At 67.0% G+C, this 26,804-nt stretch carries 15 protein-coding genes, 2 tRNA genes and 8 pseudogenes; 20 read left to right on the plus strand and 5 right to left on the minus strand.

Annotation, left to right across the window (positions count from 1 at the left end; translation table 11 throughout):
• The first annotated feature begins 5 nt into the window (after nucleotides 1-5).
• From secG to FRZ33_RS09210, 17 genes and pseudogenes are all read left to right on the plus strand, one after another.
• Nucleotides 6-491, plus strand: coding sequence for a preprotein translocase subunit SecG (gene secG, locus FRZ33_RS09130; RefSeq protein ID WP_146909204.1), 486 nt, complete (start codon nucleotides 6-8; stop codon nucleotides 489-491).
• Nucleotides 492-545: 54 nt separating this feature from the next.
• Nucleotides 546-629: transfer RNA gene (locus FRZ33_RS09135), tRNA-Leu, on the plus strand.
• Nucleotides 630-710: 81 nt separating this feature from the next.
• Entirely contained in the window at nucleotides 711-1,067 is a 357-nt protein-coding gene (locus FRZ33_RS09140) for an NADH-quinone oxidoreductase subunit A (RefSeq protein WP_146909206.1), read from the plus strand.
• A gap of 20 nt (nucleotides 1,068-1,087) precedes the next feature.
• A pseudogene (locus FRZ33_RS09145) lies at nucleotides 1,088-1,611 on the plus strand (NuoB/complex I 20 kDa subunit family protein).
• Nucleotides 1,612-1,627: 16 nt separating this feature from the next.
• On the plus strand, nucleotides 1,628-2,350 hold the full coding sequence (locus FRZ33_RS09150) for an NADH-quinone oxidoreductase subunit C (RefSeq protein ID WP_146909208.1): 723 nt from the start codon (nucleotides 1,628-1,630) through the stop codon (nucleotides 2,348-2,350).
• Nucleotides 2,351-2,356: 6 nt separating this feature from the next.
• A complete protein-coding gene (locus FRZ33_RS09155; protein ID WP_146909210.1) occupies nucleotides 2,357-3,613 on the plus strand; it encodes an NADH-quinone oxidoreductase subunit D in 1,257 nt (418 codons plus the stop codon).
• 13 nt (nucleotides 3,614-3,626) lie between these two features.
• Nucleotides 3,627-4,153: pseudogene (nuoE, locus tag FRZ33_RS09160) on the plus strand (NADH-quinone oxidoreductase subunit NuoE).
• An 8-nt stretch (nucleotides 4,154-4,161) separates the two neighbouring features.
• Nucleotides 4,162-5,289: pseudogene (gene nuoF, locus FRZ33_RS09165) on the plus strand (NADH-quinone oxidoreductase subunit NuoF); the annotation flags it as partial.
• Nucleotides 5,290-5,526: 237 nt separating this feature from the next.
• Nucleotides 5,527-7,830 carry an NADH-quinone oxidoreductase subunit NuoG gene (gene nuoG, locus FRZ33_RS09170; protein WP_146909211.1) on the plus strand — a complete coding sequence of 768 codons (2,304 nt, stop codon included), beginning with the start codon at nucleotides 5,527-5,529 and terminating at the stop codon, nucleotides 7,828-7,830.
• Between the two features lies 1 nt (nucleotide 7,831).
• Nucleotides 7,832-8,890, plus strand: coding sequence for an NADH-quinone oxidoreductase subunit NuoH (nuoH, locus tag FRZ33_RS09175; RefSeq protein WP_146909213.1), 1,059 nt, complete (start codon nucleotides 7,832-7,834; stop codon nucleotides 8,888-8,890).
• 7 nt (nucleotides 8,891-8,897) lie between these two features.
• On the plus strand, nucleotides 8,898-9,386 hold the full coding sequence (gene nuoI, locus FRZ33_RS09180) for an NADH-quinone oxidoreductase subunit NuoI (protein WP_146909215.1): 489 nt from the start codon (nucleotides 8,898-8,900) through the stop codon (nucleotides 9,384-9,386).
• 21 nt (nucleotides 9,387-9,407) lie between these two features.
• Nucleotides 9,408-10,025, plus strand: coding sequence for an NADH-quinone oxidoreductase subunit J (locus FRZ33_RS09185; protein WP_146909217.1), 618 nt, complete (start codon nucleotides 9,408-9,410; stop codon nucleotides 10,023-10,025).
• Nucleotides 10,022-10,327, plus strand: coding sequence for an NADH-quinone oxidoreductase subunit NuoK (gene nuoK, locus FRZ33_RS09190; protein ID WP_146909219.1), 306 nt, complete (start codon nucleotides 10,022-10,024; stop codon nucleotides 10,325-10,327). The genes FRZ33_RS09185 and nuoK overlap by 4 nt, the downstream gene beginning before the upstream one ends.
• Before the next feature lie 7 nt (nucleotides 10,328-10,334).
• Nucleotides 10,335-12,442: pseudogene (gene nuoL, locus FRZ33_RS09195) on the plus strand (NADH-quinone oxidoreductase subunit L).
• 19 nt (nucleotides 12,443-12,461) lie between these two features.
• Nucleotides 12,462-13,990: pseudogene (locus FRZ33_RS09200) on the plus strand (NADH-quinone oxidoreductase subunit M).
• A 10-nt stretch (nucleotides 13,991-14,000) separates the two neighbouring features.
• The gene (gene nuoN, locus FRZ33_RS09205) at nucleotides 14,001-15,449 is read left to right on the plus strand and encodes an NADH-quinone oxidoreductase subunit NuoN (protein WP_146909221.1); all 1,449 of its coding nucleotides are present in this window, start codon (nucleotides 14,001-14,003) and stop codon (nucleotides 15,447-15,449) included.
• Nucleotides 15,450-15,513: 64 nt separating this feature from the next.
• A tRNA-Met gene (locus FRZ33_RS09210) sits at nucleotides 15,514-15,590 on the plus strand.
• A gap of 78 nt (nucleotides 15,591-15,668) precedes the next feature.
• Here FRZ33_RS09210 and FRZ33_RS09215 read toward each other — a convergent pair.
• The 5 genes and pseudogenes from FRZ33_RS09215 to FRZ33_RS16245 form a co-directional block, all read right to left on the minus strand.
• On the minus strand, nucleotides 15,669-18,842 hold the full coding sequence (locus FRZ33_RS09215; protein ID WP_146909223.1) for a response regulator: 3,174 nt from the start codon (nucleotides 18,840-18,842) through the stop codon (nucleotides 15,669-15,671).
• 17 nt (nucleotides 18,843-18,859) lie between these two features.
• Nucleotides 18,860-19,150: pseudogene (locus tag FRZ33_RS17720) on the minus strand (PAS domain S-box protein); the annotation flags it as partial.
• Nucleotides 19,147-20,409 carry an MCP four helix bundle domain-containing protein gene (locus tag FRZ33_RS09225; RefSeq protein WP_146909226.1) on the minus strand — a complete coding sequence of 421 codons (1,263 nt, stop codon included), beginning with the start codon at nucleotides 20,407-20,409 and terminating at the stop codon, nucleotides 19,147-19,149. The pseudogene FRZ33_RS17720 and the gene FRZ33_RS09225, both read right to left, overlap by 4 nt.
• Nucleotides 20,406-21,035: an HD-GYP domain-containing protein gene (locus tag FRZ33_RS16240; RefSeq protein WP_227977734.1), complete on the minus strand. Its 630-nt coding sequence runs from the start codon at nucleotides 21,033-21,035 to the stop codon at nucleotides 20,406-20,408. Before FRZ33_RS16240 ends, FRZ33_RS09225 begins: the two co-directional genes overlap by 4 nt.
• Nucleotides 21,036-21,217: 182 nt before the next feature.
• Nucleotides 21,218-21,520: pseudogene (locus tag FRZ33_RS16245) on the minus strand (response regulator); the annotation flags it as partial.
• A gap of 472 nt (nucleotides 21,521-21,992) precedes the next feature.
• Between FRZ33_RS16245 and rimP the strand changes: the two are divergent.
• The 3 genes and pseudogenes from rimP (at nucleotide 21,993) to infB (ending at nucleotide 26,803) form a co-directional block, all read left to right on the plus strand.
• The gene (rimP, locus tag FRZ33_RS09235) at nucleotides 21,993-22,526 is read left to right on the plus strand and encodes a ribosome maturation factor RimP (protein ID WP_146909228.1); all 534 of its coding nucleotides are present in this window, start codon (nucleotides 21,993-21,995) and stop codon (nucleotides 22,524-22,526) included.
• Nucleotides 22,527-22,570: 44 nt separating this feature from the next.
• A complete protein-coding gene (gene nusA, locus FRZ33_RS09240) occupies nucleotides 22,571-24,058 on the plus strand; it encodes a transcription termination factor NusA (protein ID WP_146909229.1) in 1,488 nt (495 codons plus the stop codon).
• A gap of 85 nt (nucleotides 24,059-24,143) precedes the next feature.
• Nucleotides 24,144-26,803 (plus strand): annotated as a pseudogene (infB, locus tag FRZ33_RS09245) (translation initiation factor IF-2).
• The last annotated feature ends 1 nt before the right edge of the window (nucleotide 26,804 follow it).

Below are 26,804 nucleotides of genomic sequence, written 5' to 3' on the forward strand. Positions count from 1 at the left end.
AAGCCATGCTGCTCACCATCGTCAGTGTCATCTACGTGCTGGTCGCGATCGCCATGATCGTGCTCATCCTCATGCAGCGCGGCTCCGGTGCCGCCGCGGGTTCCGGCTTCGGTGCCGGCGCCTCGGCCACCGTGTTCGGCGCGCGCGGTTCGGCGAACTTCCTGTCCACCGCCACCAAGTGGCTGGCCGTCGTGTTCTTCGCGATGAGCCTGGGCATGGCCTGGCACGCCACCCGCACCATCGTGCACGTCCCGGCCGAAGAAGACCTGGGCGTGATGTCGGACGTGCCGGCCACGGCCCCGACGCCCGCCGGCGAGCTTCCGGCCGCCGACATGCCGGTCATCCCGGCCGCTCCGGCGACCGACGTGCCTGCCACCGACGCTCCGGCCGCACCCGCGGTCGAGGGCGATGCGGTTCCCGCCGCCGAAACCGCACCGGCCGAGCCGGCGCCGGCCGAGGCCCGGGACGAGCAGGGCAGCCAGGGCGGCTGATCCGCTGGTACAATCTTTCGCCTTGGTTCCGGGCTTCCGGAGCGAGGTACACCTGCCCGGGTGGCGGAATTGGTAGACGCACTACCTTGAGGTGGTAGCGACGTAAGTCGTGGGGGTTCGAGTCCCCCTCGGGCACCAACTTGATACACGGGCTGCCGCCCGGCAACAGCTGGAGCGGCGGCACGAACGCGCCCACGGGCGCAAGGTGAGGACGCGCGCGTGCTGGGCGAATATCTGCCGATCCTGTTGTTCCTGTTCGTGTCCACGGGCCTGGGCATCGTCCTGCTGGTGGTGGGCTGGGCCCTGGGGCCCAAGCGGCCCGACAGCGAGAAACTCTCGCCCTACGAGTGCGGCTTCGAGGCCTTCGAGGACGCGCGCATGCAGTTCGACGTGCGCTATTACCTCATCGCCATCCAGTTCATCATCTTCGACCTGGAAATCGCCTTCGTTTTCCCGTGGGCGGTGAATTTCCGCAACCTCGGCATCGTCGGCCTCACCGAGATGGGCATCTTCATCGGCCTGCTGGTGCTCGGCTTCGTTTACGTCTGGAAGAAGGGAGCGCTCGAATGGGAGTGAGCTCGGCCATTTCGCGCGTGATGAACAACCCCGAGCCGATCGGCTCGGTGGACGACATCCTGCGTCCCGAAGGCGACAACCCGCTGCTCGAGCGCGGCTTCGTCACCACCAACATCGACACCCTGGTCAACTGGGCCCGCACCGGTTCCATGTGGCCGATGACCTTCGGCCTGGCCTGCTGCGCGGTCGAGATGATGCACGCCGGCGCCTCGCGCCTGGACCTGACCGCTACGGCGTGATCTTCCGTCCGTCGCCGCGCCAGTCCGACGTGATGATCGTCGCCGGCACCCTGGTCAACAAGATGGCCCCGGCCCTGCGCAAGGTCTACGACCAGATGCCGGAACCGAAGTGGGTGATCTCGATGGGCAGCTGCGCCAACGGCGGCGGCTACTACCACTACTCGTATTCGGTGGTGCGCGGCTGCGACCGCGTGGTGCCGGTGGACGTCTACGTGCCGGGTTGCCCGCCGACTGCGGAAGCCCTGGTCTACGGAATCCTGCAGCTGCAGAAGAAGATCCGCCGCACCAACACCATCGCCCGCTAAGGACCCAGCCGCCGCCATGGTCGAGACAACGATCAGCTTCACCGAGCGCCTGAAGGCGCGCCTGCAGGACCGACTGGTGTCGGTGCGCGAGGCGCTGGGCGAAACCACCGTCGAGCTGACGCCGGATTCGTGGGCGGATGCCGCCCGTATCCTGCGCGACGAACCCGAGTTCGGCTTCGAGCAGCTGATCGACCTGTGCGGCGTCGATTTCCTGGGCTACGGCACCGATGAATGGGAGACCGTGGACGTCAGCGACGAGGGTTTCTCACGCGGTGTCGAGGGAACGGCCGGCCCGGGGCGCTTCAACTGGGAAGATCGCCCGCGTGGCAACGGACCCGAGCGGCGTTTCGCCGTCGTGGTGCACCTGCTCTCGGTGCGCAACAACAAGCGGCTGCGGATTCGTTGTTTTGCCGCTGACAATAGCCTGCCTGTCGTCCCGTCGCTTGTTGATGTATTTCCCGTAGCAAATTGGTTCGAGCGCGAGTGTTTCGACCTGTTCGGCATCATCTTCGAAGGCCATCCGGACCTGCGCCGCATCCTTACCGACTACGGCTTCGTCGGTCATCCGTTCCGCAAGGACTTCCCGCTGACCGGCAACGTCGAAGTGCGTTACGACGCCGAGCGCAAGCGCGTGGTCTATGAACCCGTTTCGATCGAACCGCGCGTCGGCGTGCCGCGCGTGGTGCGCGAGGACTCGCGCTGGCAGCAGGCCGCCACCGAGCAGCCGAGCAAGGACTGATCGGCCATGACCCAGGAAATCCGCAACTACACCCTCAATTTCGGCCCGCAGCATCCGGCCGCGCACGGCGTGCTGCGCCTGGTGCTGGAGATGGACGGCGAGGTCGTGCAGCGTGCCGACCCGCACGTGGGCCTGCTGCACCGCGGCACCGAGAAGCTGGCCGAGTCCAAGCCCTACAACCAGTCGATCGGTTACATGGACCGCCTCGATTACGTTTCGATGATGTGCAACGAGCACGCCTACGTGCTGGCCATCGAGAAGCTGCTCGGCGTCGAGGCTCCGATCCGTGCGCAGTACATCCGCACGATGTTCGACGAGATCACCCGCATCCTGAACCACCTGATGTGGATCGGCTCGAACGGCCTGGACCTCGGCGCGATGGCGGTGTTCCTGTACGCCTTCCGCGAGCGCGAGGAGCTGATGGACTGCTACGAGGCGGTGTCTGGCGCGCGCATGCACGCCACGTACTACCGCCCGGGCGGCGTCGCCCGCGACCTGCCGGACACGATGCCGAAGTACCGCGAGTCGCCCTGGCGCAAGGGCGCCGAACTCAAGCGCGTGAACGCCGCGCGCGAAGGTTCGATGCTCGACTTCATCGAGGACTTCACCAACACCTTCCCGGCCCGCGTCGACGAGTACGAGACCCTGCTCACCGACAACCGCATCTGGAAGCAGCGCACCGTCGGCATCGGCGTGGTGCCGACCGAGATGGCGCTGGCCTGGGGCATGACCGGCCCGATGCTGCGCGGCTCCGGCCTGGCCTGGGACCTGCGCAAGAAGCAGCCCTACGCCGCCTACGACAAGGTGGACTTCGACATCCCGGTGGGCGTGCAGGGCGACTGCTACGACCGCTACCTGGTCCGCGTCGAGGAGATGCGCCAGTCCAACCGCATCATCAAGCAGTGCGTGAAGTGGCTGCGGGCCAACTCCGGCCCGGTGATGGTGAAGAACTTCAAGGTCGCTCCGCCCTCGCGCGCCGAGATGAAGGACGACATGGAAGCGCTGATCCACCACTTCAAGCTCTTCACCGAGGGCTACAGCGTGCCGGCCGGCGAGGCCTATGCCGCGGTCGAGGCGCCCAAGGGCGAGTTCGGCGCCTACATCGTCTCCGACGGCGCCAACAAGCCGTTCCGCCTGAAGCTGCGCGCCCCCGGCTTCGCCCATCTCTCGTCCATGGACACGATCGTGCGCGGCCACATGCTGCCGGACGTCGTGGCGATGATCGGTACCTACGACATCGTCTTCGGCGAAATCGATCGCTAAGGGTTACTGACCGATGAAAGCCACCGGAAATTTCGCCGCCTGCCAGCATGTCGACCCGATGGTCGCGCTGAGCGACGCCACGCGCGCGCACATCGACCACTGGGTGTCCAAGTTCCCGGCCGACCGCAAGCGCTCGGCCGTGATCCAGGCCTGATGGCCGCGCAGGAACAGAACGGCGGTTGGCTGAGCGACGAGATCATCGCCGCCACCGCCAAGTACCTGGGACTGCCGCCGGTCTGGGCCTACGAGGTCGCGACCTTCTATTCGATGTTCGACCTGCAGCCGGTCGGCCGGCACAAGGTCGCCATCTGCACCAACATCAGCTGCTGGCTCAACGGCGGCGAAGACATCGTGCGCCACTGCGAGCGCAAGCTCGGCATCAAGCACGGCGAAAGCACCGCCGACGGCCGCATCTTCCTCAAGGTCGAGGAAGAATGCCTGGCCGCCTGCGCGGGCGCGCCGATGATGGTGGTGGACGGTCATTACCACGAGAAGCTCACCACCGAAAAAGTGGATGCGCTTCTGGACGGACTGGAGTAAGGCAGGCCATGGCGCACCACTCGCACTATTCGGAGCCCACCGGCCCGGTCGGTCCGGCCCCGCAGGAACACAGCGTCGTTTACACGACCCTGCATTTCGACAAGCCCTGGTCCTACGAGAATTACCTCAAGACCGGTGGTTATGCCGCCTGGCGCAAGATCCTGAGCGAGAAGATCGATCCGGCCGCGGTCGTGGACATGGTCAAGCAGTCCGGCCTGCGTGGTCGCGGCGGCGCGGGCTTCCCGACCGGCCTGAAGTGGAGCTTCATGCCGCGCAGCGCGCCGGGCCAGAAGTACATCCTGTGCAACTCGGACGAATCCGAGCCGGGTACCTGCAAGGACCGCGACATCCTGCGCTACAACCCGCATGCGGTGATCGAGGGCATGGCGATCGCCTGTTACGCCACCGGCTGCACCGTGGCCTACAACTACCTGCGCGGCGAGTTCCACCACGAGCCGTTCGAGCACTTCGAGGAAGCGCTGAAGGAAGCCTATGCCAACGGCTGGCTGGGCAAGGACATCCTCGGCTCCGGCGTGGACGTGGACATGTACGCGGCGCTCGGCGCCGGCGCCTACATCTGCGGCGAAGAAACCGCGATGATGGAGTCGCTGGAAGGCAAGAAGGGTCAGCCGCGCTTCAAGCCGCCGTTCCCGGCCAATTTCGGCCTGTTCGGCAAGCCGACCACGATCAACAACACGGAAACCTACGCTTCGGTGCCGGCGATCGTGCGCAATGGCGCGGAGTGGTTCCTCGATCTGGGCAAGCCCAACAACGGCGGCCCGAAGATCTTCTCGGTCTCCGGCCACGTGAACAACCCGGGCAACTTCGAGATCCGCCTCGGCACGCCGTTCTCCGAGCTGCTGGCCCTGGCCGGCGGCGTCAAGGGCGGCCGCAAGCTCAAGGCCGTGATCCCGGGTGGGTCCTCGATGCCGGTGCTGCCGGCCGACACCATGATGGCCTGCACGATGGACTACGACTCGATCCAGAAGGCCGGTTCCGGCCTGGGCTCGGGCGCCGTGATCGTGATGGACGAGACCACCTGCATGGTGCGCGCCTGCCAGCGCATCGCGCGCTTCTACTACGCCGAATCCTGCGGCCAGTGCACGCCCTGCCGCGAGGGCACCGGCTGGATGTACCGCGTGCTGACCCGCATCGCCGAAGGCAAGGCTTCGATGGAAGACCTGCACATGCTCAAGGGGCGCCGCGGGCCAGATCGAGGGCCACACCATCTGCGCCTTCGGCGAGGCCGCCGCCTGGCCGGTGCAGGGGTTCCTGCGCCACTTCTGGCACGAGTTCGAATACGCGATCGTCAACAAGCGTTTCTACGTCGACGACCTGGCCAAGGGCCAGCTCGCCACCACGGAGCAGGCCGCATGAGCGCCCAGCCGACCGCCCCCAACACCGCGCCCGACGTGGTGAACATCGAGATCGACGGCAAGGCCATGCAGGCGCCGAAGGGTTCGATGATCATCCAGGCCGCCGACAAGGCCGGCGTGCCGATCCCGCGCTTCTGCTACCACGAGAAGCTGCCGATCGCCGCCAACTGCCGCATGTGCCTGGTGGACGTCGAGAAGATGCCCAAGCCGGCGCCGGCCTGCGCCACGCCGGTGATGGAAGGCATGAAGGTCACCACCCAGACCAAGCGCGCGCTCGATGCGCAGCGCAACGTCATGGAGTTCCTGCTGATCAACCACCCGCTGGACTGCCCGATCTGCGATCAGGGCGGCGAGTGCGAGCTGCAGGACGTGTCCATGGGCTACGGCCGCTCGGTCTCGCGTTACGTCGACCGCAAGCGCGTGGTCGCCGACGAGGACATGGGCCCGCTGGTCGCCACCGACATGACCCGCTGCATCCAGTGCACGCGCTGCATCCGCTTCACTGCGGACGTGGCCGGCACCTTCGAGCTGGGCGGCATGAACCGCGGCGAGAACCTGCAGATCGGCACCTACGACGGCAAGCCGCTGATGACCGAACTCTCGGGCAACGTCATCGACGTCTGCCCGGTCGGTGCGCTGACCAACAAGGTCTTCCGTTTCCGCGCCCGCGCCTGGGAGCTGGTGGCGCGCGAGTCGATCGGCTACCACGACGCGCTGGGTTCGAACCTGTACCTGCACGCCCGCCGCGGCGACGTGCTGCGCACCGTGCCGCGCGACAACGAAGCGGTGAACGAGTGCTGGCTGTCGGACCGCGACCGTTATTCGCACCAGGGCCTGGCCGCCGCCGACCGTGCCGGCAAGCCGCTGCTGCGCGAAGGCGACAGCTGGCGCGAGGCCTCGTGGGACGAGGCGCTGGTGCTGGCCGCCAAGCTGCTCAAGGAAGCGGGCGCGTCGCTCGGCGTGCTGGCACATCCGGCCACCTCGAACGAAGAGGGCGCGCTGCTGGCCTCGCTGGCCGCGGGCCTGGGCACGGGCAACATCGACCACCGCCTGAAGGCGCTGGACTTCGCCGATGCCGCCTTCGCCGAAGCCTTCGAACTGCCGGCCGCCGAACTCGAGCAGGCCGACACCGTGCTGCTGGTCGGCTGCAACCTGCGCCACGAGCTGCCGCTGCTGCACCAGCGCCTGCACAAGGCCGGCAAGCGTGGTGCCAAGGTGTTCGCGATCAATCCGGTGGATTTCGAGACCACCTTCAACATCGCGGGCAAGTGCATCGTCGCGCCGTCGTTGCTGCCGGGCTCGCTCGCCGCGGTGGCGCAGGCTGCCGGCGCGACGTTGCCGGCGACGATCGCCGCGCACGAACATGGCACTGCCAAGGCGATGGCCGAGGCCCTGCAGAAGGCCGGCAAGGCCGTGATCGTGCTCGGCGAGATGGCCGAGAACCACGCACAGGCTTCCTGGCTGCGTGCCGCCGCACGTTCGCTGGCGACCGCCACCGGGGCGAAGCTCAACCGAATCCCGCAGGGCGCCAATGCCATCGGCCTGGCGCGCCACGGCGTGCTGCCGCAGGGGCAGGGCAAACACGCCGGTGCCATGCTGGCGCAGCCGCTGCCGGCCTACCTGCTGTACGGCGTCGAGCCGCAGTACGACTTCGCGCACGGCGCGCAGGCGCTCAAGGCGCTGGCCGGTGCCAAGGTCGTGGCGTTCTCGGCCTTCGCGTCCGACGAACTCAAGAAGCTGGCCCAGGTGATCCTGCCGATCGGCCTGTTGCCGGAGGTCGAAGCCACGCTCACCAATGTGGACGGTACCGACCAGTCCACCCAGGCCGGCGGCAAGCTGCCGGGCGAGGCGCGTGCCGGCTGGCGCGTGCTGCGTGCGCTGGGCGGCCAGATGGGCCTGGACGGGTTCGGATTCACCGACCTGCACGGCCTGCGTGCCGCACTCAAGCCGCAAGCGCCTTCCGCTGCTACCGGCCTGGCCGAAGCGGGCAAGGCCGACCCGGGCCTGGAGCGCATCACCAGCACGCCGATCTACCGCGGCGACGCGGTGCTGCGTCGCGCGGCCGCGCTCAACGCGCATCCGTTGACCCATGGCGCGCGCATCGTCGTTCATCCCGAGGAAGCGCTGTCGCGTGGCCTGTCGGATGGCGGCATGGCCAAGGTCGGCGACGGCGTCGGCAGCGCCGCGCTGCCGGTGGCGGTGAGCCCGCGCGTGCCCAAGGGCGCGGTGTGGATCGAGAACGGTTACGAAGCCACGGCGCCGATGTCGCCGGTGGCCCGACTCGCGGTGGTGGGAGCCTGAGATGATCGACGCCCTCCGCGAATTCTTCCTCTCCTTCGGCGACCTCGGCCTGGTCCTGTGGACCTTGGCCAAGATCATCGTCATCGTGTTGCCGATCACCGTCGGCGTGGCCTTCTACACCCTGGCCGAGCGCAAGGTGATCGGCTGGATGCACGTGCGCCAGGGGCCGCAGTTCATCGGCGGGTTCATGGGCATCGGCTTCATCCAGGCCTTCGCCGACGTGTTCAAGATGTTGTTCAAGGAGCTGGTGATCCCGAGCTCGGCCAGCCCGCTGCTGTTCCGGCTGGCGCCGCTGCTGGCGCTGGCACCGGCATTCGCGGCCTGGGCGGTCATCCCGTTCGATGACGGCGTGGTGCTGGCCAACGTCAACGCCGGCCTGCTGGTGCTGCTGGCGCTGACCTCGATGGGCGTGTACGGCATCATCATCGGCGGCTGGGCCTCGAACTCGAAGTACGCCATCCTCGGCGCGCTGCGTTCCGCCGCCCAGGTCGTCAGCTACGAGATCGCGATGGGCTTCGCCCTGGTCGGCGTGCTGGTCGCGGCCGGCACCATGAACCTTTCCGAGATCGTGCACGCGCAGGCGGGCAACCTGGGCATCGGCGAGTGGTTCTTCATCCCGCTGTTCCCGCTGTTCATCATCTACTTCATCTCCGGCGTGGCCGAGACCAACCGCGCGCCATTCGACGTGGCGGAAGGCGAGTCCGAGATCGTGGCCGGCTTCCACGTCGAATACTCCGGTTCGGCCTTCGCGATCTTCTTCCTGGCCGAATACGCCAACATGATGCTGGTCAGCCTGCTGACCCCGATCCTGTTCCTGGGCGGCTGGCTGTCGCCGTTCCCGCCGTCCTGGGGTTTTATGGGCGAGCCCGGCTGGTGGTGGCTGGCGATCAAGTTCATCTTCTTCGCCTTCAGCTTCCTGTGGTTCCGCGCCACGTTCCCGCGCTACCGCTACGACCAGATCATGCGCCTGGGCTGGAAGGTGTTCATCCCGATCACGATCGTCTGGATCTTCGTGACCGCGATCGCGGCCTACAACAACTGGTTCACCGTCGGGGCCTGAGGCTGACATGAAGCGAATCGCCAACTACCTCAAGAGCCTGATGCTGCTGGAACTGCTGGCCGGCATGAAGCTGACCCTGGGCTACATGTTCGCCCCGACCTACACGGTGAACTACCCGTACGAGAAGTTCCCGCAGTCGCCGCGCTTCCGTGGCCTGCACGCGCTGCGCCGCTACCCGAACGGCGAGGAGCGCTGCATCGCCTGCAAGCTGTGCGAGGCGGTGTGCCCGGCGCTGGCGATCACCATCGACTCCGAGCCGCGCGACGACGGTTCGCGCCGCACCACGCGTTACGACATCGACCTGTTCAAGTGCATCTACTGCGGCTTCTGCGAGGAAAGCTGCCCGGTGGACTCGATCGTCGAAACCCACATCCACGAATACCACTTCGAGAAGCGCGGCGAGAACATCGTCACCAAGCAGCAGTTGCTGGCCATCGGCGACCGCTTCGAAGACGAAATCGCCGAACGCCGGGCCGCCGACGCGGCATATCGCTGAGGGCAGGGGACGCACACCGACATGAGCTACGAACTCGCCGCCTTCTGGGCCTTCGCCACCGTGACCGTGCTGGCCGCGCTGGGCGTGATCCTGTCGCGCAACCCGGTGCACGCCGTGTTGAGCCTGGTGCTGGCCTTCTTCTCCACCGCCTGCCTGTGGCTGCTGCTGCAGGCCGAATTCCTGGGCGTGGTGCTGGTGCTGGTGTACATCGGCGCGGTGATGGTGCTGTTCCTGTTCGTGGTGATGATGCTCGACATCAACACCACGCCGCTGCGCGAAGGCTTCACCCGCTACCTGCCGCTGACCGGTGCCGTGGTGGTGGTGATGGCGGCCGAGATGGTGATGCTGATCGGCGGCAAGCGCTTCGAGGTGGGGCTGTCGGCCACCGATCCGGCCGCGGCGGCCGGCAAGACCAACCTGCAATGGATCGGCGAGACGCTGTTCAGCCAGTACATCCTGCCGTTCGAGATCGCCGCGGTGATCCTCACCGTCGCCCTGGTGGTGGCGGTGATGCTGACCTTGCGCCGCCGCCCCGGCACCAAGCACCAGGACCCCGGCCGCCAGGTGGCCGTGCGCCGCGACGACCGCGTGCGCCTGGTCAAGGTGGCGTCCGAACCCCGCCAGGAGGGCAACCCGTGATCAGCCTCGGCCATTTCCTCGCGCTGGGCGCGGTGCTGTTCTGCATCAGCGTCGCCGGCATCTTCATCAACCGCAAGAACGTCATCGTGCTGCTGATGTGCATCGAGCTGATGCTGCTCGCGGTGAACATCAACTTCGTGGCCTTTTCCCGTTTCCTGGGCGACGTGTCGGGCCAGATCTTCGTCTTCTTCATCCTGACCGTGGCCGCCGCCGAGGCCGCCATCGGCCTGGCCATCCTGGTGACGCTGTTCCGCAACAAGCGGACCATCAACGTCGCCGAACTCGATTCACTGAAGGGCTGAGCGCGCGATGATCTCCATGAACACGCTCCTGGTCATCGCCCTGGCGCCGCTGCTGGGCGCCATCGTCGCCGGCCTCTTCGGCAAGCAGGTCGGCCGCGCCGGCGCGCACTGGGTCACCATCATCGGCGTCGCGGTCAGCTGCGCGCTGTCCCTGCAGGTGCTCTGGCAGCTGGTGTACGAGCATGCCGACCCGTTCAACCAGAACGTCTATACCTTCTTCCAGGTCGGCGGTTATTCCGCCCACGTCGGCTTTATGGTCGACAAGCTGACCGCGATGATGATGGTGGTGGTGACCTTCGTCTCGCTGCTGGTGCATGTCTACACCATCGGTTACATGGCCGACGACGACGGTTACCAGCGCTTCTTCAGCTACATTTCGCTGTTCACCTTCAGCATGCTGATGCTGGTGATGAGCAACAACTTCCTGCAACTGTTCTTCGGCTGGGAGGCGGTGGGCCTGGTGTCCTACCTGCTGATCGGCTTCTGGTACAAGCGGCCGACCGCCATCTTCGCCAACCTCAAGGCATTCCTGGTCAACCGCGTCGGCGATTTCGGATTCCTGCTGGGCATCGCCGGCGTGCTGATGTGGCTGGGCACGCTGGACTACGCCACCGTGTTCGCCCAGGCCGCCAACGCCGAGCTGAACTCCACATTCACCCTGTGGTCCGGCAAGGTCGGCACCGGCGGCTTCGCCATGGACATCCTGTCCTCGCCGGTCGAGGTGCAGGTGATCAGCTTCATCTGCATCTGCCTGTTCATCGGCGCGATGGGCAAGTCGGCGCAGGTGCCGCTGCACGTCTGGCTGCCGGACTCGATGGAAGGCCCGACGCCGATCTCGGCGCTGATCCACGCCGCGACCATGGTGACCGCAGGCATCTTCATGGTCGCCCGCATGTCGCCGCTGTTCGAACAGAGTGAGGCGGCGCTGAACTTCGTGCTGTTCATCGGCGCCACCACGGCCCTGTTCACCGGCCTGATCGGCATCATCCAGAACGACATCAAGCGCGTGGTGGCGTATTCCACCCTGTCGCAGCTGGGTTACATGACCGTGGCGCTGGGCGTGTCCGCCTACTCGGGCGCGGTGTACCACCTGATGACCCATGCCTTCTTCAAGGCGCTGCTGTTCCTGGCGGCCGGCAGCGTGATCATCGGCATGCACCACGAGCAGGACATGCGCCGCATGGGCGGCCTGCGCAAGTACATGCCCATCACCTACTGGACCAGCCTGATCGGTACCCTGGCCTGGTCGGCACGCCGTTCCTGTCCGGCTTCTACTCGAAGGACACCATCATCGAGGCGGCGGCGCACAACGCGCACACGAACCACGGCTGGGTGGCGCAGTACGGCTACTGGGCGGTGCTGCTGGGTGTGTTCGTCACCAGCTTCTACAGTTTCCGGCTGCTGTACATGACCTTCCACGGCAAGGAGCGTTTCCGCGAGGTCGAGGCCAATGGCCATGACGACCACCACGGCGACGCGCATGCCGACGCCCACCACGATGCGCACGACGACCATGGCCACCACGGCCCGGTCGAACCACACGAGTCGCCTTGGGTGGTGACGGTGCCGCTGATCCTGCTGGCCATTCCTTCGGTACTGATCGGCTTCTTCACCGTGGGCCCGATGCTGGGCGGCGATTTCTTCCGTGGCGCGATCGAAGTGCTGCCCGAACACGATGCCATGGCTGCCTGGGCGAAGGCATTCCACGGCCCGGTCGCCTTCGCCCTGCACGGCATGATGATGCCGGCCTTCTGGCTGGCCTTCGGTGGCTTCGCGCTGGCGACGTTCATCTACCTGTTCAGGCCCGCGCTCGCCGATCGCGCCGCGAAGGTGTTCGCGCTGCCGATCCGCATCCTCGAGAACAAGTACGGTTTCGACGACCTGTGGATCAAGGGTTTCGCCGGCGGTGGCCTCAAGCTGGGCCGTTTCTCCTGGAAGCGGGGCGACGCCGGCCTGATCGACGGTTTCTTCGTCAACGGTTCCGCACTGCTGGTGGACCGCATCGCCGGACTGTTGCGCCAGCTGCAGACCGGCCGCCTCTACAACTACGCCTTCGCAATGATCCTCGGCCTCATCGTCCTGTTGGCGGTGCTGGTGCGGACGGTCGGCGCCTGAGAACGACAAGGAAGCCTCCATGGAAGCCACCTGGCCCCTGCTTAGCGTGCTGATCTGGCTGCCGATCGCCGGCGGCCTGCTCACGCTGGCATTCGGCGACGCCCGCACCCAACAGGCCAAGGCCTTCGCCCTGCTGGTCGCGGTGGCCACGCTGGCGGCCAGCCTGTTCCTGTTCGCCGGCCACGACTACGGCTCCGCCGCCATGCGCCTGGTCGAGGACCGGGCCTGGATCCCCAGCTTCGACATCCGCTACCACCTGGGCGTGGACGGCCTGTCCATCGCGCTGATCGCCCTGACCACGCTGACCACGGTGCTGGTGCTGATCGGCGCCTGGACCTCGGTCGAACGCCGCGCGCACCAGTACTTCGCCGCCTTCCTGATCCTCGAGGGCCTGATGGTCGGCGTGTTCTGCGCGCTCGACGCCATCCTGTTCTACGTGTTCTTCGAGGGCATGCTGATCCCGATGTTCATCATCATCGGTGTCTGGGGCGGCCCGCGGCGCGTGTACGCGTCGCTGAAATTCTTCCTGTACACCTTCCTGGGCTCGGTCTTCATGCTGATCGGCCTGGTGTACCTGTACCTGCGCACGGTGGAGGCGGGCGACCCGAGCTTCCAACTGGCCGACTTCTACGCGCTGCCGCTCACCGCCACCGAGCAGATGTGGATCTTCTTCGCCTTCCTGGCGGCGTTCTCGGTGAAGGTGCCGATGTTCCCGGTACATACCTGGTTGCCGGACGCGCACGTCGAGGCGCCGACCGGCGGCTCGGTGATCCTGGCGGCGATCATGCTCAAGATCGGCGGCTACGGCTTCCTGCGCTTCACCCTGCCGATCGTGCCGGACGCGGGGCAGGAGTGGGCCTGGCTGGTGATCGGCCTGTCGCTGGCGGCGGTGGTCTATGTCGGCCTGGTGGCGCTGGTGCAGGACGACATGAAGAAGCTGATCGCCTATTCGTCGGTCGCGCACATGGGCTTCGTCACCTGGGCACCTTCATCGCCTTCGCGCTGGTGCGCGAGCTGGGCAACACCGACGCGGCGCAGCTGGGCCTGCAGGGCGCGATGGTGCAGATGATCTCGCACGGTTTCATCTCCGGCGCGATGTTCTCCTGCGTCGGCGTGGTTTACGACCGCATGCACAGCCGCATGATCCGCGACTACGGCGGCGTGGTGAACACCATGCCCTGGTTCGCCGCCTTCTTCGTCTTCTTCGCCATGGCCAACTCGGGCCTGCCGGGCACCTCGGGTTTCGTCGGCGAATTCATGGTCATCCTGTCGGCCTTCCAGTACAACGTCTGGGTCGCCTTCGGCGCCGGCTTCACCCTGATCCTGGGCGCGGCCTACACGCTGTGGATGACCAAACGCGTGATCTTCGGCGACGTCGCCAACCACCATGTCGCGGAACTGACCGACATCAACGGCCGCGAGGCGCTGGTGCTGGGCGTGTTCGCGCTGGGCACGCTGGTGCTGGGCGTTTACCCCAAGCCGCTGACCGACCTCATGGAAGCACCGATCGCGCAGCTGCTGACCCAGCTCGCCGCCACCAAGCTGTAAGGGAACCCCGATGGCCTTGCCGATGCCCACCGTTGCCGACCTGCTGCCCCTGGGGCCGGAAATTTTCGTCTGCGGCGCCGCCTTCGCCCTGCTGATGGTGGACCTGTTCCTGTCCGACCAGCGGCGCGGCCTGACCCACTTCCTGGCCCTGTTCATCCTGGCGGCGGCGGCGGTGCTGACCGCGCGCGACATGGCGATGCAGCCGGTGTACGGCTTCGCCAACCTGTTCGTGCGCGACACCGCCAGCGACGTGCTGAAGATCGCCGTGTACCTGGTGGCCGGCGCGTCCTTCGTGTACGCCAAGCCCTACCTGCAGGACCGTGGCCTGTTCAAGGGCGAGTTCTACGTGCTGGGCCTGTTCTCGGTGCTGGGCATGATGCTGATGATCTCGGCCGGCAGCATGCTCACCCTGTACCTGGGCCTGGAGCTGCTGGCGCTGAGCTCGTACGGCCTGGTGGCGATGGACCGCGACAACCCGCGCTCGTCCGAAGCGGCGATGAAGTATTTCGTGCTCGGCTCGCTGGCCTCGGGCCTGCTGCTGTACGGCATGTCCATGATCTACGGTGCCACCGGCAGCCTGCAGCTGGGCGAGATCCACGCCGCCGCGGCCAGCACCGGCGACCGCACGCTGCTGCTGTTCGGCGTGGTGTTCATGCTGGTCGGCATCGCCTTCAAGTTCGGTGCGGCGCCGTTCCACATGTGGCTGCCGGACGTCTATCACGGCGCGCCCACCGCGATCACGCTGTTCATCGGCTCGGCGCCCAAGCTCGCGGCCTTCGGCATGGCCTACCGCCTGCTGGAATCCGGCGTCGGCCCGCTCGATCCGTACTGGCAGGACATGGTGGCCTGGCTGGCGGCGCTGTCGCTGGTCATCGGCAACCTGGTGGCGCTGGCGCAGACCAACCTCAAGCGCATGCTGGCCTATTCGACCATCTCGCACGTCGGTTTCCTGTTCATGGGCCTGGCCCACGGCGGCAACCTGGGCTATTCGGCGGCGATGTTCTACGCCATCAGCTACGCGATCATGTCGGCGGCGGCCTTCGGCGCGATCATCGTGCTGTCGCGCAAGGGCTTCGAGTCCGAGAACGTGGACGACTTCAAGGGCCTGTGGTCGCGCAACCCGGGCCAGGCCGTGCTGGTGCTGTTCGTGATGGCTTCGCTGGCCGGCGTGCCGCCGTTCCTGGGCTTCTGGGCCAAGCTCGAAGTGCTGCTCGCCGCGCTCGACGCCGGCCTGATGTGGCTGGCCGTGGTCGGCGTGGTCTGCGCGGTGATCGGCGCCTTCTACTACCTGCGCGTGATCAAGGTGATGTTCTTCGACGAACCCGAAGGCGAGGGCGCCAGGCTGCACCCGGACAGCCACCTGCGCGTGCTGTTCGCGGTGAACGCCGCGGCCCTGCTGGTGTTGGGCCTTTTCGCGGACACGATCCTGGCCTGGTGCGGATTGGCGTTCCCGACCTGAACCGTCCGATCATCATCGGGCTTGCGCACGATTCGCTGCGCCCCCTATAATGCGCGACTACTGCTGCGGGGTGGAGCAGTCTGGCAGCTCGTCGGGCTCATAACCCGAAGGTCGCAGGTTCAAATCCTGCCCCCGCTACCACCATTAGTCCTGCCAGGGACCAATGCAATGGCGACATCCAATGGATGTCGCCATTTTTTTGCCACGGATCCGGCGCGGTCAGAGTCCGGCCAGTTTTTCCAGCGCTTCCTCGAACAGGAAGGCATCGAGGTCCTTCGCGGCGGCCGACAGGATGCCGGCCACCGGCGTGCCGCGCGATTGCGCCAGCAGTTCGTCGATCAGCGGGATGGCATCGGCGTCGCTCTGCTCGAGCAGCAGCCTGAGCTGCGCCAGTCGCGGGCCGAAGTCGGGTGGTGTCGAAGCCACTACGGCAACGGGATCGGCGCCATCCTCTGCAAGCAACTGCAGTCCCGCGATGACAGGCTGCAGTTCGCGCGCAAGCTGTTCCAGCAGTACTTCCGTTGGTGCGCCGCCCTGGCAGGCCGCTTCGAGTGCTGCCGCGGCCGTCTGCACGGCGCTGGCGCCGATGGTTCCCGCCGTTCCTTTCAGCGTGTGCGCCAGGCGCAGGGGTTCATCGGCATCGTGTCCCGCGAGCGCGGCGCGGAACTTCGCCTCGAAACCACGATTGGCGGCAAGGAAGCCCAGCAGCATGCGCCGGTGCAGCGCGGCATTGCCCAGGGTGCTCGCAAGCCCGACGTGATGGTCGATGCCCGGCAGTTCCGGCAAGGGCGGGGCGGCCGCAGGCGCGGCATCCGGTCCAGCTGCCTGCGACGATTGTGCCGGCCGGATCCAGCGCGCCATCGTCGCGAACATGTCAGCGACCTTCAGGGGCTTGGCGATGTGGTCGTTCATGCCCGCGGCCAGCACCTTTTCGCGGTCTCCGGCCATCGCGTTGGCGGTCATCGCGAGAATGGGAAGGTCCGCGAACGCCGGGTCCGAACGGATCTTCTGCGTGGCGGAGTAACCGTCCATCACCGGCATCTGGCAGTCCATCAGCACGCCGTCGAAACGCGGGTCTGCCGCCAGGATGTTGCAGGCGATCTCGCCGTTTTCCGCCAGCACCACTTCCATGCCCGCCTGCGTCAGCAGCTCGATCGCGAGCTCCTGGTTCATCTCGTTGTCCTCGACCAGCAGCACCCGCGCTCCACGCAGCCTTTTCGTTGCTTCCGCCTGCCCCTGCACCTTCACGGCCGCGCGGGTTTCCAACTGGAAGCCACGGTCCAGGACCTGGCCGATGGCCTCGAGCAGGGTAGAGGGCGTCACCGGTTTGGTCAGCACGGAACGAAGGGCCACGCCCTGGCTGCCGGCGGCCGCCAGCGCTTCCTCCCGACCGAACGCGGTGACCATGATGATGGCCGGTATCCGTGCCAGTTCGGCCGCATGCAGCTGGCGCACCGTCTCCACGCCGTCCTGGTCCGGCATGCGCCAGTCCATCAGGACGAGGTGGTAGGGTTCCTTGCGTTCTTCCGCGGCCAGGACCAGGCGCATTGCCTCGCGCCCACCCGTGGCCAGTTCGACATCCAGTCCGAACGACCCGGCCATGCCCGAAAGCACCTCGCGTGCGGCGGCATTGTCGTCCACCACCAGCACCCGCACGTCCCGCAGTTCGTCGGCCATGAACATGCGGCGCGCCGTCGCGCCGGACTGGATTCCGAAACGGACCTCGAAATGGAACGTCGAGCCCCGGCCCGGTTCGCTCTCGACCCAGATCCGGCCGTCCATGAGTTCGACCAGGTTCTTGGTGATGGCCAGGCCCAGGCCCGTGCCGCCGTACTTGCGGGTGGTCGAGGCATCGGCCTGGTTGAAGCTCTCGAACAGGCGCGAAAGCTGCTCCTGCGTCATGCCGATGCCGCTGTCGCGAACCCAGAAATGCAGGTCCACGTTTTCGCCTTCCGCGGCGGCCAGCTCGACGCCAACCACCACTTCGCCCTTCTCCGTGAACTTGGCGGCGTTGTTGCCAAGATTGACCAGGATCTGGCCCAGCCGCAGCGGGTCGCCGACCAGTGCGGTGGGCAGGTCGGTCGGGATCTGGAACAACAGTTCAAGTCCCTTCTCGTCGGTCTTCATGGCCAGCATGTTCGACAGGTTGTCGAGCACGTCTTCCAGCCGGAAGTCGACCCGTTCCATCGACAGCTTGCCGGCCTCGATCTTCGAGAAGTCCAGGATGTCGTTGATGATGCCCAGCAGGTTCTCGCCCGCACGATGGACCTTCTCGATGTAGTTGCGCTGCCTGGCGTCGAGATCGGTCTGCAGGGCCAGGTGGGACATGCCGATGATGGCGTTCATCGGCGTGCGGATCTCGTGGCTCATGTTGGCCAGGAAGGCGCTCTTGGCGCGGGTCGCCTCGAGCGCGGCCTCGCGGGCGTGGGTCAGTTCGTCCTCGGCCGCCTTGCGCGCGGTGATGTCCTGGTAGACGCCGTACATGTAGCGGACTTCACCGGTGGATTCGTCGCGCATCACCTTTCCCGCGGCGTGGATCCAGACGAGGTTGCCGGTGGCCGGACTGCGGTAGGGGTAGATCGCGTCGTAAGACGGATACCGGCCCTCGAGCGCGCCCGTGTAACGCTCGCTGGTGCGCTCGGCCGCTTCCGGGTCGGCCGACTGCAGTCGTGCGAACCACTCGTGCTGGAGGTGGTAGCGCCCGTCGGGCTTGACCGGTTCGCCGAGGATCCTGGCGGCGCGTTCCGAAGCGAAATAATGATCCGGCACCGAATAATCGACGTGCCAATAGCCGCAACCGCTGAGCTCGAGCGCCATGTCGGAAAGGAAGTTGACGCGTTTGATCTCGGTTTCCGCGCGCCGCCGCTCGGTGATGTCCTCGAACGCGAGGGCAACGCCGCCGCCGGCTGAAGCATCGATCGGTGTCGCGCTGGTGCTGATCCAGACCAGGCCGCCTTGCGGGCGTTGCACGCCCATCTCCACGTTGCGCACGACCTCGCCGGTCGCCAGGGCGCGCGAAGCCGGGTACTCGTCCACGGGCATGGGTGTGTTGTCGCTGCGCAGGAGGTTCCATGACGAGCCCAGGTCCGCGGTCTTCAGCCCGTCCTGGCCCATGCCGAGCAGGTCCGCGCCGACGCTGTTCGACTCCGCGACCCGGCCTTCCGCATCCAGCAGCACCACGCCCACCGGAAGTGCGTCGAACAGGGCCTGCAGCCGCTGACGCTGCGAATAGATCTCGCGCTCGGTCGCCTTTCGCTCGGCGACGTCGCGGACCGATGCGCAGACGCAGGTGCCGCGGTCGCCCAGTGCGGGAAGCGCCGAGAGCCCGACTTCGATCGGGAACAGGCTGCCGTCCGCCCGCTGGCCATGCAGCTCGCGGTCGTTGAGCGCCATCTGGCGGGTTCCCCCTCGGCGATGAAATCGTCCCGGAGCCCGACATGGTGGCTGCGCTGCGCGGCCGGGACCAGGATCTCGATCGGCTGGCCCACGAGTTCGTCTTCGGAATAGCCGAACATCGATGCGATCTGGCGGTTCGCCAGGATGATGCGCCCCTGCCCGTCGCTGACCAGCATGCCATCCGGCGCCGACTCGATGATGCGGCGGAACCATGCTTCCGTTTCCTGGAGCTGGTGCTGGCCGGCCTTCAGCGTGCTCAGCAGGTCCTGGGTGCGTTCGTTGCGGCCCAGGATCTCGAGGTTCATCGCCAGGATCGGCAGCAGCTCGGCGATGAGCGATTTTTCCCGATTGCCCCACGGCGAGAGGCTGGCCAGCTCGAGCACCGCCAGCAGCTGCGGGTTGCGTTCGACCGGCCACACCCCCAGCGCCCTGGGGGTGCGGAGCCCAGGCCCGACGAAATGTGCGGATAGTCGGCCGGCAGGTCATCGACCAGTCGCGGCTGCCGGTCCTTCGCGCACTGTCCAGCCAGTCCTTCGCCCAGGGCCACGACCGTTTTCACCCGCGATTCGCCGGAGCAGGCGTAGGTCGCGGACGCGTGCAGCGCGCTGCCGTCGAAACGATAGAACACCCCCTGGCCCAGGTTGACCAGGGGTGCCAGACGTTCCAGCAGCGTCCGGCACAGATCGGGCCCGTTCTCGCATTCCTGCAGGGCGGCGGACAACTCCGAAAGCTGGACCTTGATCCAGCGTTGATCCTCCTGTTCCCGCGACTGCGACTGGAGCAGGGCGACCGAGCGGGCAAGGGCGCCGATTTCATTGCGGTATTGCGTGTGCGGGATCTCGTGGTCCAGTTCGCCGTGGGCCAGCAGGTCCACGCTGCGGCGGATGCGCTCGGTCGGTGCGTTGATCGAGCGGCCGATCAGGCCGCCCAGGGTGAAATAGGCGAACAGACCGAAGGCCAGCAGAAAGAGGGTCCGGCGCAGACTCTGCCTGGCGCGGTCCTGCACGAACGCCACCCGTTCGGCGGCATCCTGGTCCTTGATGCGTACGATCCGATCCAGTTCGTCGTAGGCCGCGACCGCGGCCTGCTGGAACGCGACCTGGCCAACGAAGCGGCGGGCCTGCTCGACGTGGCCCTGGTCGACCAGCGCGATGGTGCGGTCGAGATTGCGCTCGTAAACCCTGAAATGCCCCTCGAAATCCGCCATGTGGCGCAGGGTTTCGGGGCTCTCCAGGGTCTGTCGGGTGGCGGCGATCGCGCGGTCGAACTCCGCGCGGGCTTGTCGCAGCTGGCTCCGGGCCACCGCTTCATCCTCCGGTGCCGCCGCCAGCACCAGCATGCGGATGGTCCGGCCGATATGCGCGAACTGCAGCTGCGCCGACTTGGTCTCGGCGATGCCCACCAGCTGCTTGTTGTACAGGCTTTCGATCTGGAGATTGAGCTGCCGCTGGCTCCAGTAGCTTTCGACGCCGATCGCCAGGATCGCCAGCAGCATGCCGGTGAAGCCGAACCAGAGCTTGCGGCGAAGCCGCCAGCCCTCGATGGCAGCCAACCAGGTCTTCATGCGGAGGTCTCCTCGCCGCTCCCGTCGGCGAATCGCGCGGCGATGCGCCGGAACTCATCCTGGATGTCCAGGAAGGCATCCAGGATGTCGGGGTCGAAGTGGGTGCCGCGGCCCGCGACCAGGATCTCGACGGTTTCCTCGTGCGTCTTCGGCGGCTTGTACACCCGCTGGCTGATGAGGGCGTCATAGACGTCCGGCAGCGCCATCAGCCGGGCGGAGATCGGGATGTCGTCGCCGCGGGCGCCCTGGGGGTAGCCGGTGCCGTCCCATTTTTCCTGGTGGCCGTAGGCGATCTCCGCGGCCATGTCGAGGAAACCCGAATCGCCTTCGACGTCGCGCCGGGCCCGTTCGATCGCATCGCGACCAATCGTGGTGTGGGTCTTCATCACCTCGAATTCTTCCGGCGTCAGCTTGCCTTCCTTCAGCAGGATGCCGTCCGGAATGCCCACCTTGCCGATGTCGTGCAGGGGCGCGGACTTGAACAGCAGGTCGATGTTGGCGTCCGTGAAGAACGCGCTGAAGCGCGGATGGTCCCTGAGCCGCGTGGCCAATGCCCTGACGTAGTGCTGGGTGCGCCGGATGTGGTTGCCGGTCTCGTTGTCGCGGGTTTCCGCCAGCGACGCCATGGCGCGGATCGTGACTTATGGATCGTCGAGACCTGGCGGGTCCGCCGGCGGACCTCCTGCTCGAGGAAGTCGTTCTGGCGCTGCAGGAAATCCCGCGCCGCCTTGAGCTGCAGGTGGTTGCGCACCCGCGCCTGCACGATCGAAGGGCTGATGGGCTTGGTGATGTAATCGACGGCGCCAAGGTCTAGCCCCTTGCGCTCGTCGTCCACGCCCGCCATGGCCGTCAGGAAGATGACCGGGATGCCGGCGGTGGCCTTGTCGGCCTGCAGCTGGCGCATCACTTCGTATCCGTCCATGCCGGGCATCATGATGTCCAGCAGGACCAGGTCCGGGGGCAGGGCGGAGCGGGCGATCTGCAGGCCACGCTCCCCGCCGGGCGCCAGCCGGACCTTGTAGTCGGCCCGCAGGACCTCGCTCATCAGGGCGAGGTTCTCCGGAGTGTCGTCCACGACCAGGATGACCGGTTTCGAATCGACATCTGCCATGGCGAGACCTCACGCGTGGGGTGCCCTGCGCTCCAACCGCAAGTCCACTGCGCTCTCCGCTTTTGGCAGGGGTTTCGCGAGGATCCGGGCTAGGTTGTCACGCGCCCCACGGGCCGACAAGTTGGCCCAATGGGCAACGGACCGGAGTGCGGGCCGGGTTTCCACACCGGCTCCATCGGGGCCGTCCCCGACAGCGACGACCCGGGTCAGGTTGCGCCGGCCGGGGCGGGGGCGGTATCATCTGCGGCCACTGATTGGCTGGTTTGCCCGGATTCGTGTCTTGCGACCGTCTCCGGACCCGCCACCTGCCAGTTCTGGCGTCAGGTCCCGCAAGGACCAGGCGCACAGGCTTTTCCCCGGCAGGCCCCTCGGGCCGGCCCGGGAAGCCGGAACCTGGATGTACCGGAAAAGGGCCTCACGGCCCTTTTTTGTTTCCGAAATTCGAGATCGCGAAGGCGACAGGACCGAACCGATGACCGGCAAGGCGACTGAAATCAGCGAGCTGCTCGCGCCCACCGTGGCCGCACTCGGGCTGGAACTGCTGGGCGTGGAATTCGCGCCCACCGGCAACAGCGCGATGCTGCGCCTGTACATCGACGCGCCTGGCCGCCTGGTCGGCATCGAGGACTGCGAAGCGGTGAGCCGCGAAGTGTCGGCGCAGCTGGACGTCGCCGACCCGATCGCGTCCGAGTACACGCTGGAGGTGTCCTCGCCGGGTATCGACCGCCCGCTGTTCACCGCGGAGCAGTTCGGCCGTTTCATCGGCGAACAGGCCAAGCTGACCCTGCGTCTGGCGCAGGACGGCCGCCGCCGTTTCATCGCCCGCATCACCGGCGTGGAAGGCGACGAGGTGCTGCTGGCGCACGAGGCCGGCGACATGCGCGTCGCGCACGACAATATCGAGAAGGCGCGCCTGGTCCCCGACCTGGTCGCCCTGGGCCTCGCGGCCCAGCCCAAGCCCACCGGTCCGGACGGCAAGCGCCGCAAGACCAAGAAAGAATCCTGATCAACCCTGGGGCGGCCGAGCCGCCTTGAACGGAGCTGGAAAAGATGAGCAAGGAACTGTTGCTGGTGATGGAAGCGGTGGCCAACGAGAAGGGCGTGCCGCGCGCCGTGATCATCGAGGCGATGGAGGCCGCGCTGGCCTCGGCCGCCAAGAAGCGCTACCACGAGCAGGACGTGTCCGTGCGCGTGTCCATCAATCCGAAGGACGGCAGCTACGAGACCTTCCGCCGCTGGGAGGTCGTGGCCGACGACGTGGTGATGGAGTCGCCGGAGCGCCAGATCCGCCTGATGGACGCGGTGGACGAGAAGGAAGGCGCCGAAGTCGGCGACTTCGTCGAGCACCAGGTCGAGAACGCCGAGTTCGGCCGCATCGCCGCCCAGGCTGCCAAGCAGGTGATCGTGCAGCGCGTGCGCGAAGCCGAGCGCACCCAGGTGGTGGATGCCTGGCGCGACCGCATCGGCGAGCTGGTCAACGGCATCGTCAAGCGCGTCGAGCGTGGCAACGTCTACGTGGACCTGGGCGGCAACGCCGAGGCCTTCATTCCCAAGGACAAGGCCATCCCGCGCGACGTGCTGCGCCCGGGCGACCGCGTGCGCGGCTACCTGCTGGACGTGCGCGCCGAGACCCGCGGCCCGCAGCTGTTCATCAGCCGCACCGCACCGGAATTCATGATCGAACTGTTCAAGCTCGAGGTGCCGGAAGTCGGCCAGGGCCTGGTCGAGATCAAGGCCGCCGCCCGCGACGCCGGCGACCGCGCCAAGATCGCCGTGCTGGCCCACGACCACCGCACCGACCCGATCGGCGCCTGCATCGGCATGCGCGGTTCGCGCGTGCAGGCGGTCTCGAACGAACTCAACGGCGAGCGCATCGACATCGTGCTGTGGTCGGACAACCCGGCGCAGTTCGTCATCAACGCCATGGCCCCGGCCGAAGTGCAGTCGATCATCGTCGATGAGGAAAAGCACTCGATGGACCTCGCGGTCGCCGAGGACAAGCTCGCCCAGGCGATCGGCAAGGGCGGCCAGAACGTGCGCCTGGCCAGCCGCCTGACCGGCTGGCAGCTCAACGTCATGACCCAGGACCAGGTGACTGCGAAGTCGGAGACCGAACAGGCCGCCGCGCGCCAGCTGTTCATGGACAAGCTGGAAGTCGACGAGGAAATCGCCGGCATCCTGGTGGCCGAAGGTTTCAGCACCGTCGAGGAAATCGCCTACGTGCCGGCCGCCGAGCTGCTGGCGGTCGAGGGCTTCGACGAGGACATCGTCGAGGAACTGCGCGCCCGCGCCCGCGACGCCCTGCTCACTGAGGCGCTGGCGGTCGAAGAGGAAATCGAGGAACACAAGCCGGCCGACGACCTGCTGTCCCTGGACGGCATGGACGAGACCCTGGCTTATGCCCTGGCCGCCCGCGGCGTGGTCACGCGCGACGACCTGGCCGAACTGGCCACCGACGAGCTGACCGACATGGACGACATGGACGACGAACGTGCCGCCAAGCTGATCATGGCGGCCCGCGCGCACTGGTTCGAATAAGCCGGCGTCACGCGGTTCGAGCGGCACGTTCTTCCCGGAAACACCACGCGCGCCACGGCGCGCAGCCCCAAGGAATCACCAACCAATGTCTGAAGTCACCGTAGCTTCGCTGGCCAAAGTGCTGGGTATGCCCACCGAGAAGCTGCTCGAGCAGCTGGCCGGTGCCGGCATGGCCTTCAGCGGGCCGGACCAGGTGGTCAGCAGCACCGAGAAAATGAAGCTGCTCGGCTTCCTGCGCCGCACGCACGGCAAGGACGAGAAGCCGGCGGAAGTCTCGACGCCGAAGAAGATCACCCTGCAGCGCCGCAAGCAGGAAGAGCTGACCGTCAACGCCGGCAAGACCAAGTCCACGGTCACCGTCGAAGTCCGCCAGAAGCGCACCTACGTCAAGCGCGACGACGTCGACGCGCCGGTCACCGACGAGCGCCAGGACGCCCTGCGCAAGCTCGAAGAGTCCAAGGCCCGCAACGAGGCCGAACTGGCCGCGCTCAGCGAAACCGACCGCAAGCGCAAGCTCGAGCGCGACGCCGAGGAGGCCGCCCGCGTGGCCGCCGCCGCCGAGCAGGCCCGCGCCGCCGCGGAACCGGAAGAAGCTGCCAGCGTGCCGGAAGCCGCACCGGTCGCTCCGGGCGCCATCGTCATCCACGAGCCGCGCAAGGCGCGCAGCGAACCCAAGCCGCCCGAGCGCAAGCCCGGCCCGTCGGCCCGCCCGGGCCCGGGCGGCCCGAACCGCCCGCCCGCGGGCGGTGCCAACAAGCAGCAGCCCGCGGCCAAGAACAAGGCCGTGCGCGGTTCGCACGCCATGGTCGACAACGAGGGCGAGGAAGGCGCGGCCAACCGCTTCGCCGCCGGCCAGTTGCACCTGACCGACTCCGAGCGCGCCCGCCGCGGCGCCGCCGGCAACCGCAAGAAGCCCAAGCTGCGCGCGCCGGAACCGTCGCGCACGGCCAGCGGCCAGCACGGCTTCTCGCGTCCGACCGCGCCGATCGTGCGCGACGTCTACATCGGTGAGTCCATCACCGTCGCCGACCTGGCCGTGAAGCTGGCCATGAAGGGCGGCGAAGTGGTGCGCGCGCTGTTCAAGATGGGCGTGATGGCCACCATCAACCAGGTGATCGACCACGACACCGCGGTGCTGGTGGTCGAAGAACTCGGCCACAAGGCCAGCAAGAGCGTCGAGGACGACGCCGAGGTCGCGCTGGTCGCGCACCAGGACGAGATCCAGGGCGAGCGCAAGGTGCGTCCGCCGGTGGTCACCATCATGGGCCACGTCGACCACGGCAAGACCTCGCTGCTGGACTACATCCGCCGCACCAAGGTCGCCTCGGGCGAAGCCGGCGGCATCACCCAGCACATCGGCGCCTACCATGTCGAAACCGACAAGGGCGTCATCAGCTTCCTCGACACCCCGGGCCACTCGGCGTTCACCGCCATGCGCGCCCGCGGCGCCAAGCTCACCGACATCGTGGTGCTGGTGGTCGCGGCCGACGACGGCGTGATGCCGCAGACGGTGGAAGCGGTCAACCACGCGCGCGCCGCCAAGGTGCCGCTGCTGATCGCCGTCAACAAGATGGACAAGCCGGAAGCCAACCCGGACAACGTCAAGCAGGGCCTGGTCAAGCTTGAAGTGGTGCCGGAAGAGTGGGGCGGCGACGTGCAGTTCGTGCCGATCTCGGCCAAGACCGGCATGGGCGTGGACGCCCTGCTGGACGCGATTGCCGTGCAGGCCGAGGTGATGGAACTCACCGCCGTCTACGACGCCCGTGCCACCGGCGTGGTCATCGAATCCGCACTCGACAAGGGCCGCGGCCCGGTCGCCACCGTGCTGGTGCAGCAGGGCACGCTCAAGAAGAGCGACTACCTGGTCTGCGGCGTGCATTACGGCCGCGTCCGCGCCCTGTTCGACGAAAACGGCAAGCAGGTCGATTCCGCCGCGCCGTCGATCCCGGTGCAGGTGCTCGGCCTGTCGGGCGTGCCCGATGCCGGCGACGACTTCGTGGTCGTGGCCGACGAGCGCCTCGCCAAGGAAGTCGCCCAGCAGCGCGACGCCAAGCGCCGCGAGTCGCGCCTGGTCGCCACCGCCGGTTCGCGCATGGAAGACATCATGGCCTCGATGGGCCAGGACAAGGACCAGGCCACGCTCAACCTGCTGGTCAAGGCCGACGTGCAGGGTTCGGTGGAGGCGCTGCGCCAGGCCCTGGTCGCGCTGTCCAACGAGCTGATCAAGATCAACGTCATCAGTTCCGGCGTGGGCGGCATCACCGAGTCCGACGCCACCCTGGCGGCGACCTCGAAGGCCGTCATCATCGGCTTCAACGTGCGTGCCGACGCCAGCGCCCGCCGCATCATCGAGTCCAACGGCCTCGACCTGCGCTACTTCTCGATCATCTACGACGTCATCGACCAGGTGAAGCAGGTGGCTTCCGGCCTGCTGGGCGTGGAGATCCGCGAAGAGATCCTGGGCGTGGCCGAGGTGCGCGACGTGTTCCGCAGCTCCAAGTTCGGTGCGGTCGCCGGCTCCTGGTCATCGAGGGCACGGTCAGGAAGTCCAAGCCGATCCGCGTGCTGCGCAACTCGGTCGTGGTGTTCGAGGGCGAGCTGGAATCGCTGCGCCGCTTCAAGGACAACGTCGAAGAGGTCCGCAGCGGCGTCGAGTGCGGCATCGCGGTGAAGGCCTACAACGACGTGCAGCCGGGCGACCAGATCGAATGCTTCGAGCGCATCGAGGTCCAGCGCACGCTGTAAG

It is taken from the genome of Arenimonas daejeonensis, assembly GCF_007993735.1.
GTDB lineage: Bacteria > Pseudomonadota > Gammaproteobacteria > Xanthomonadales > Xanthomonadaceae > Arenimonas > Arenimonas daejeonensis.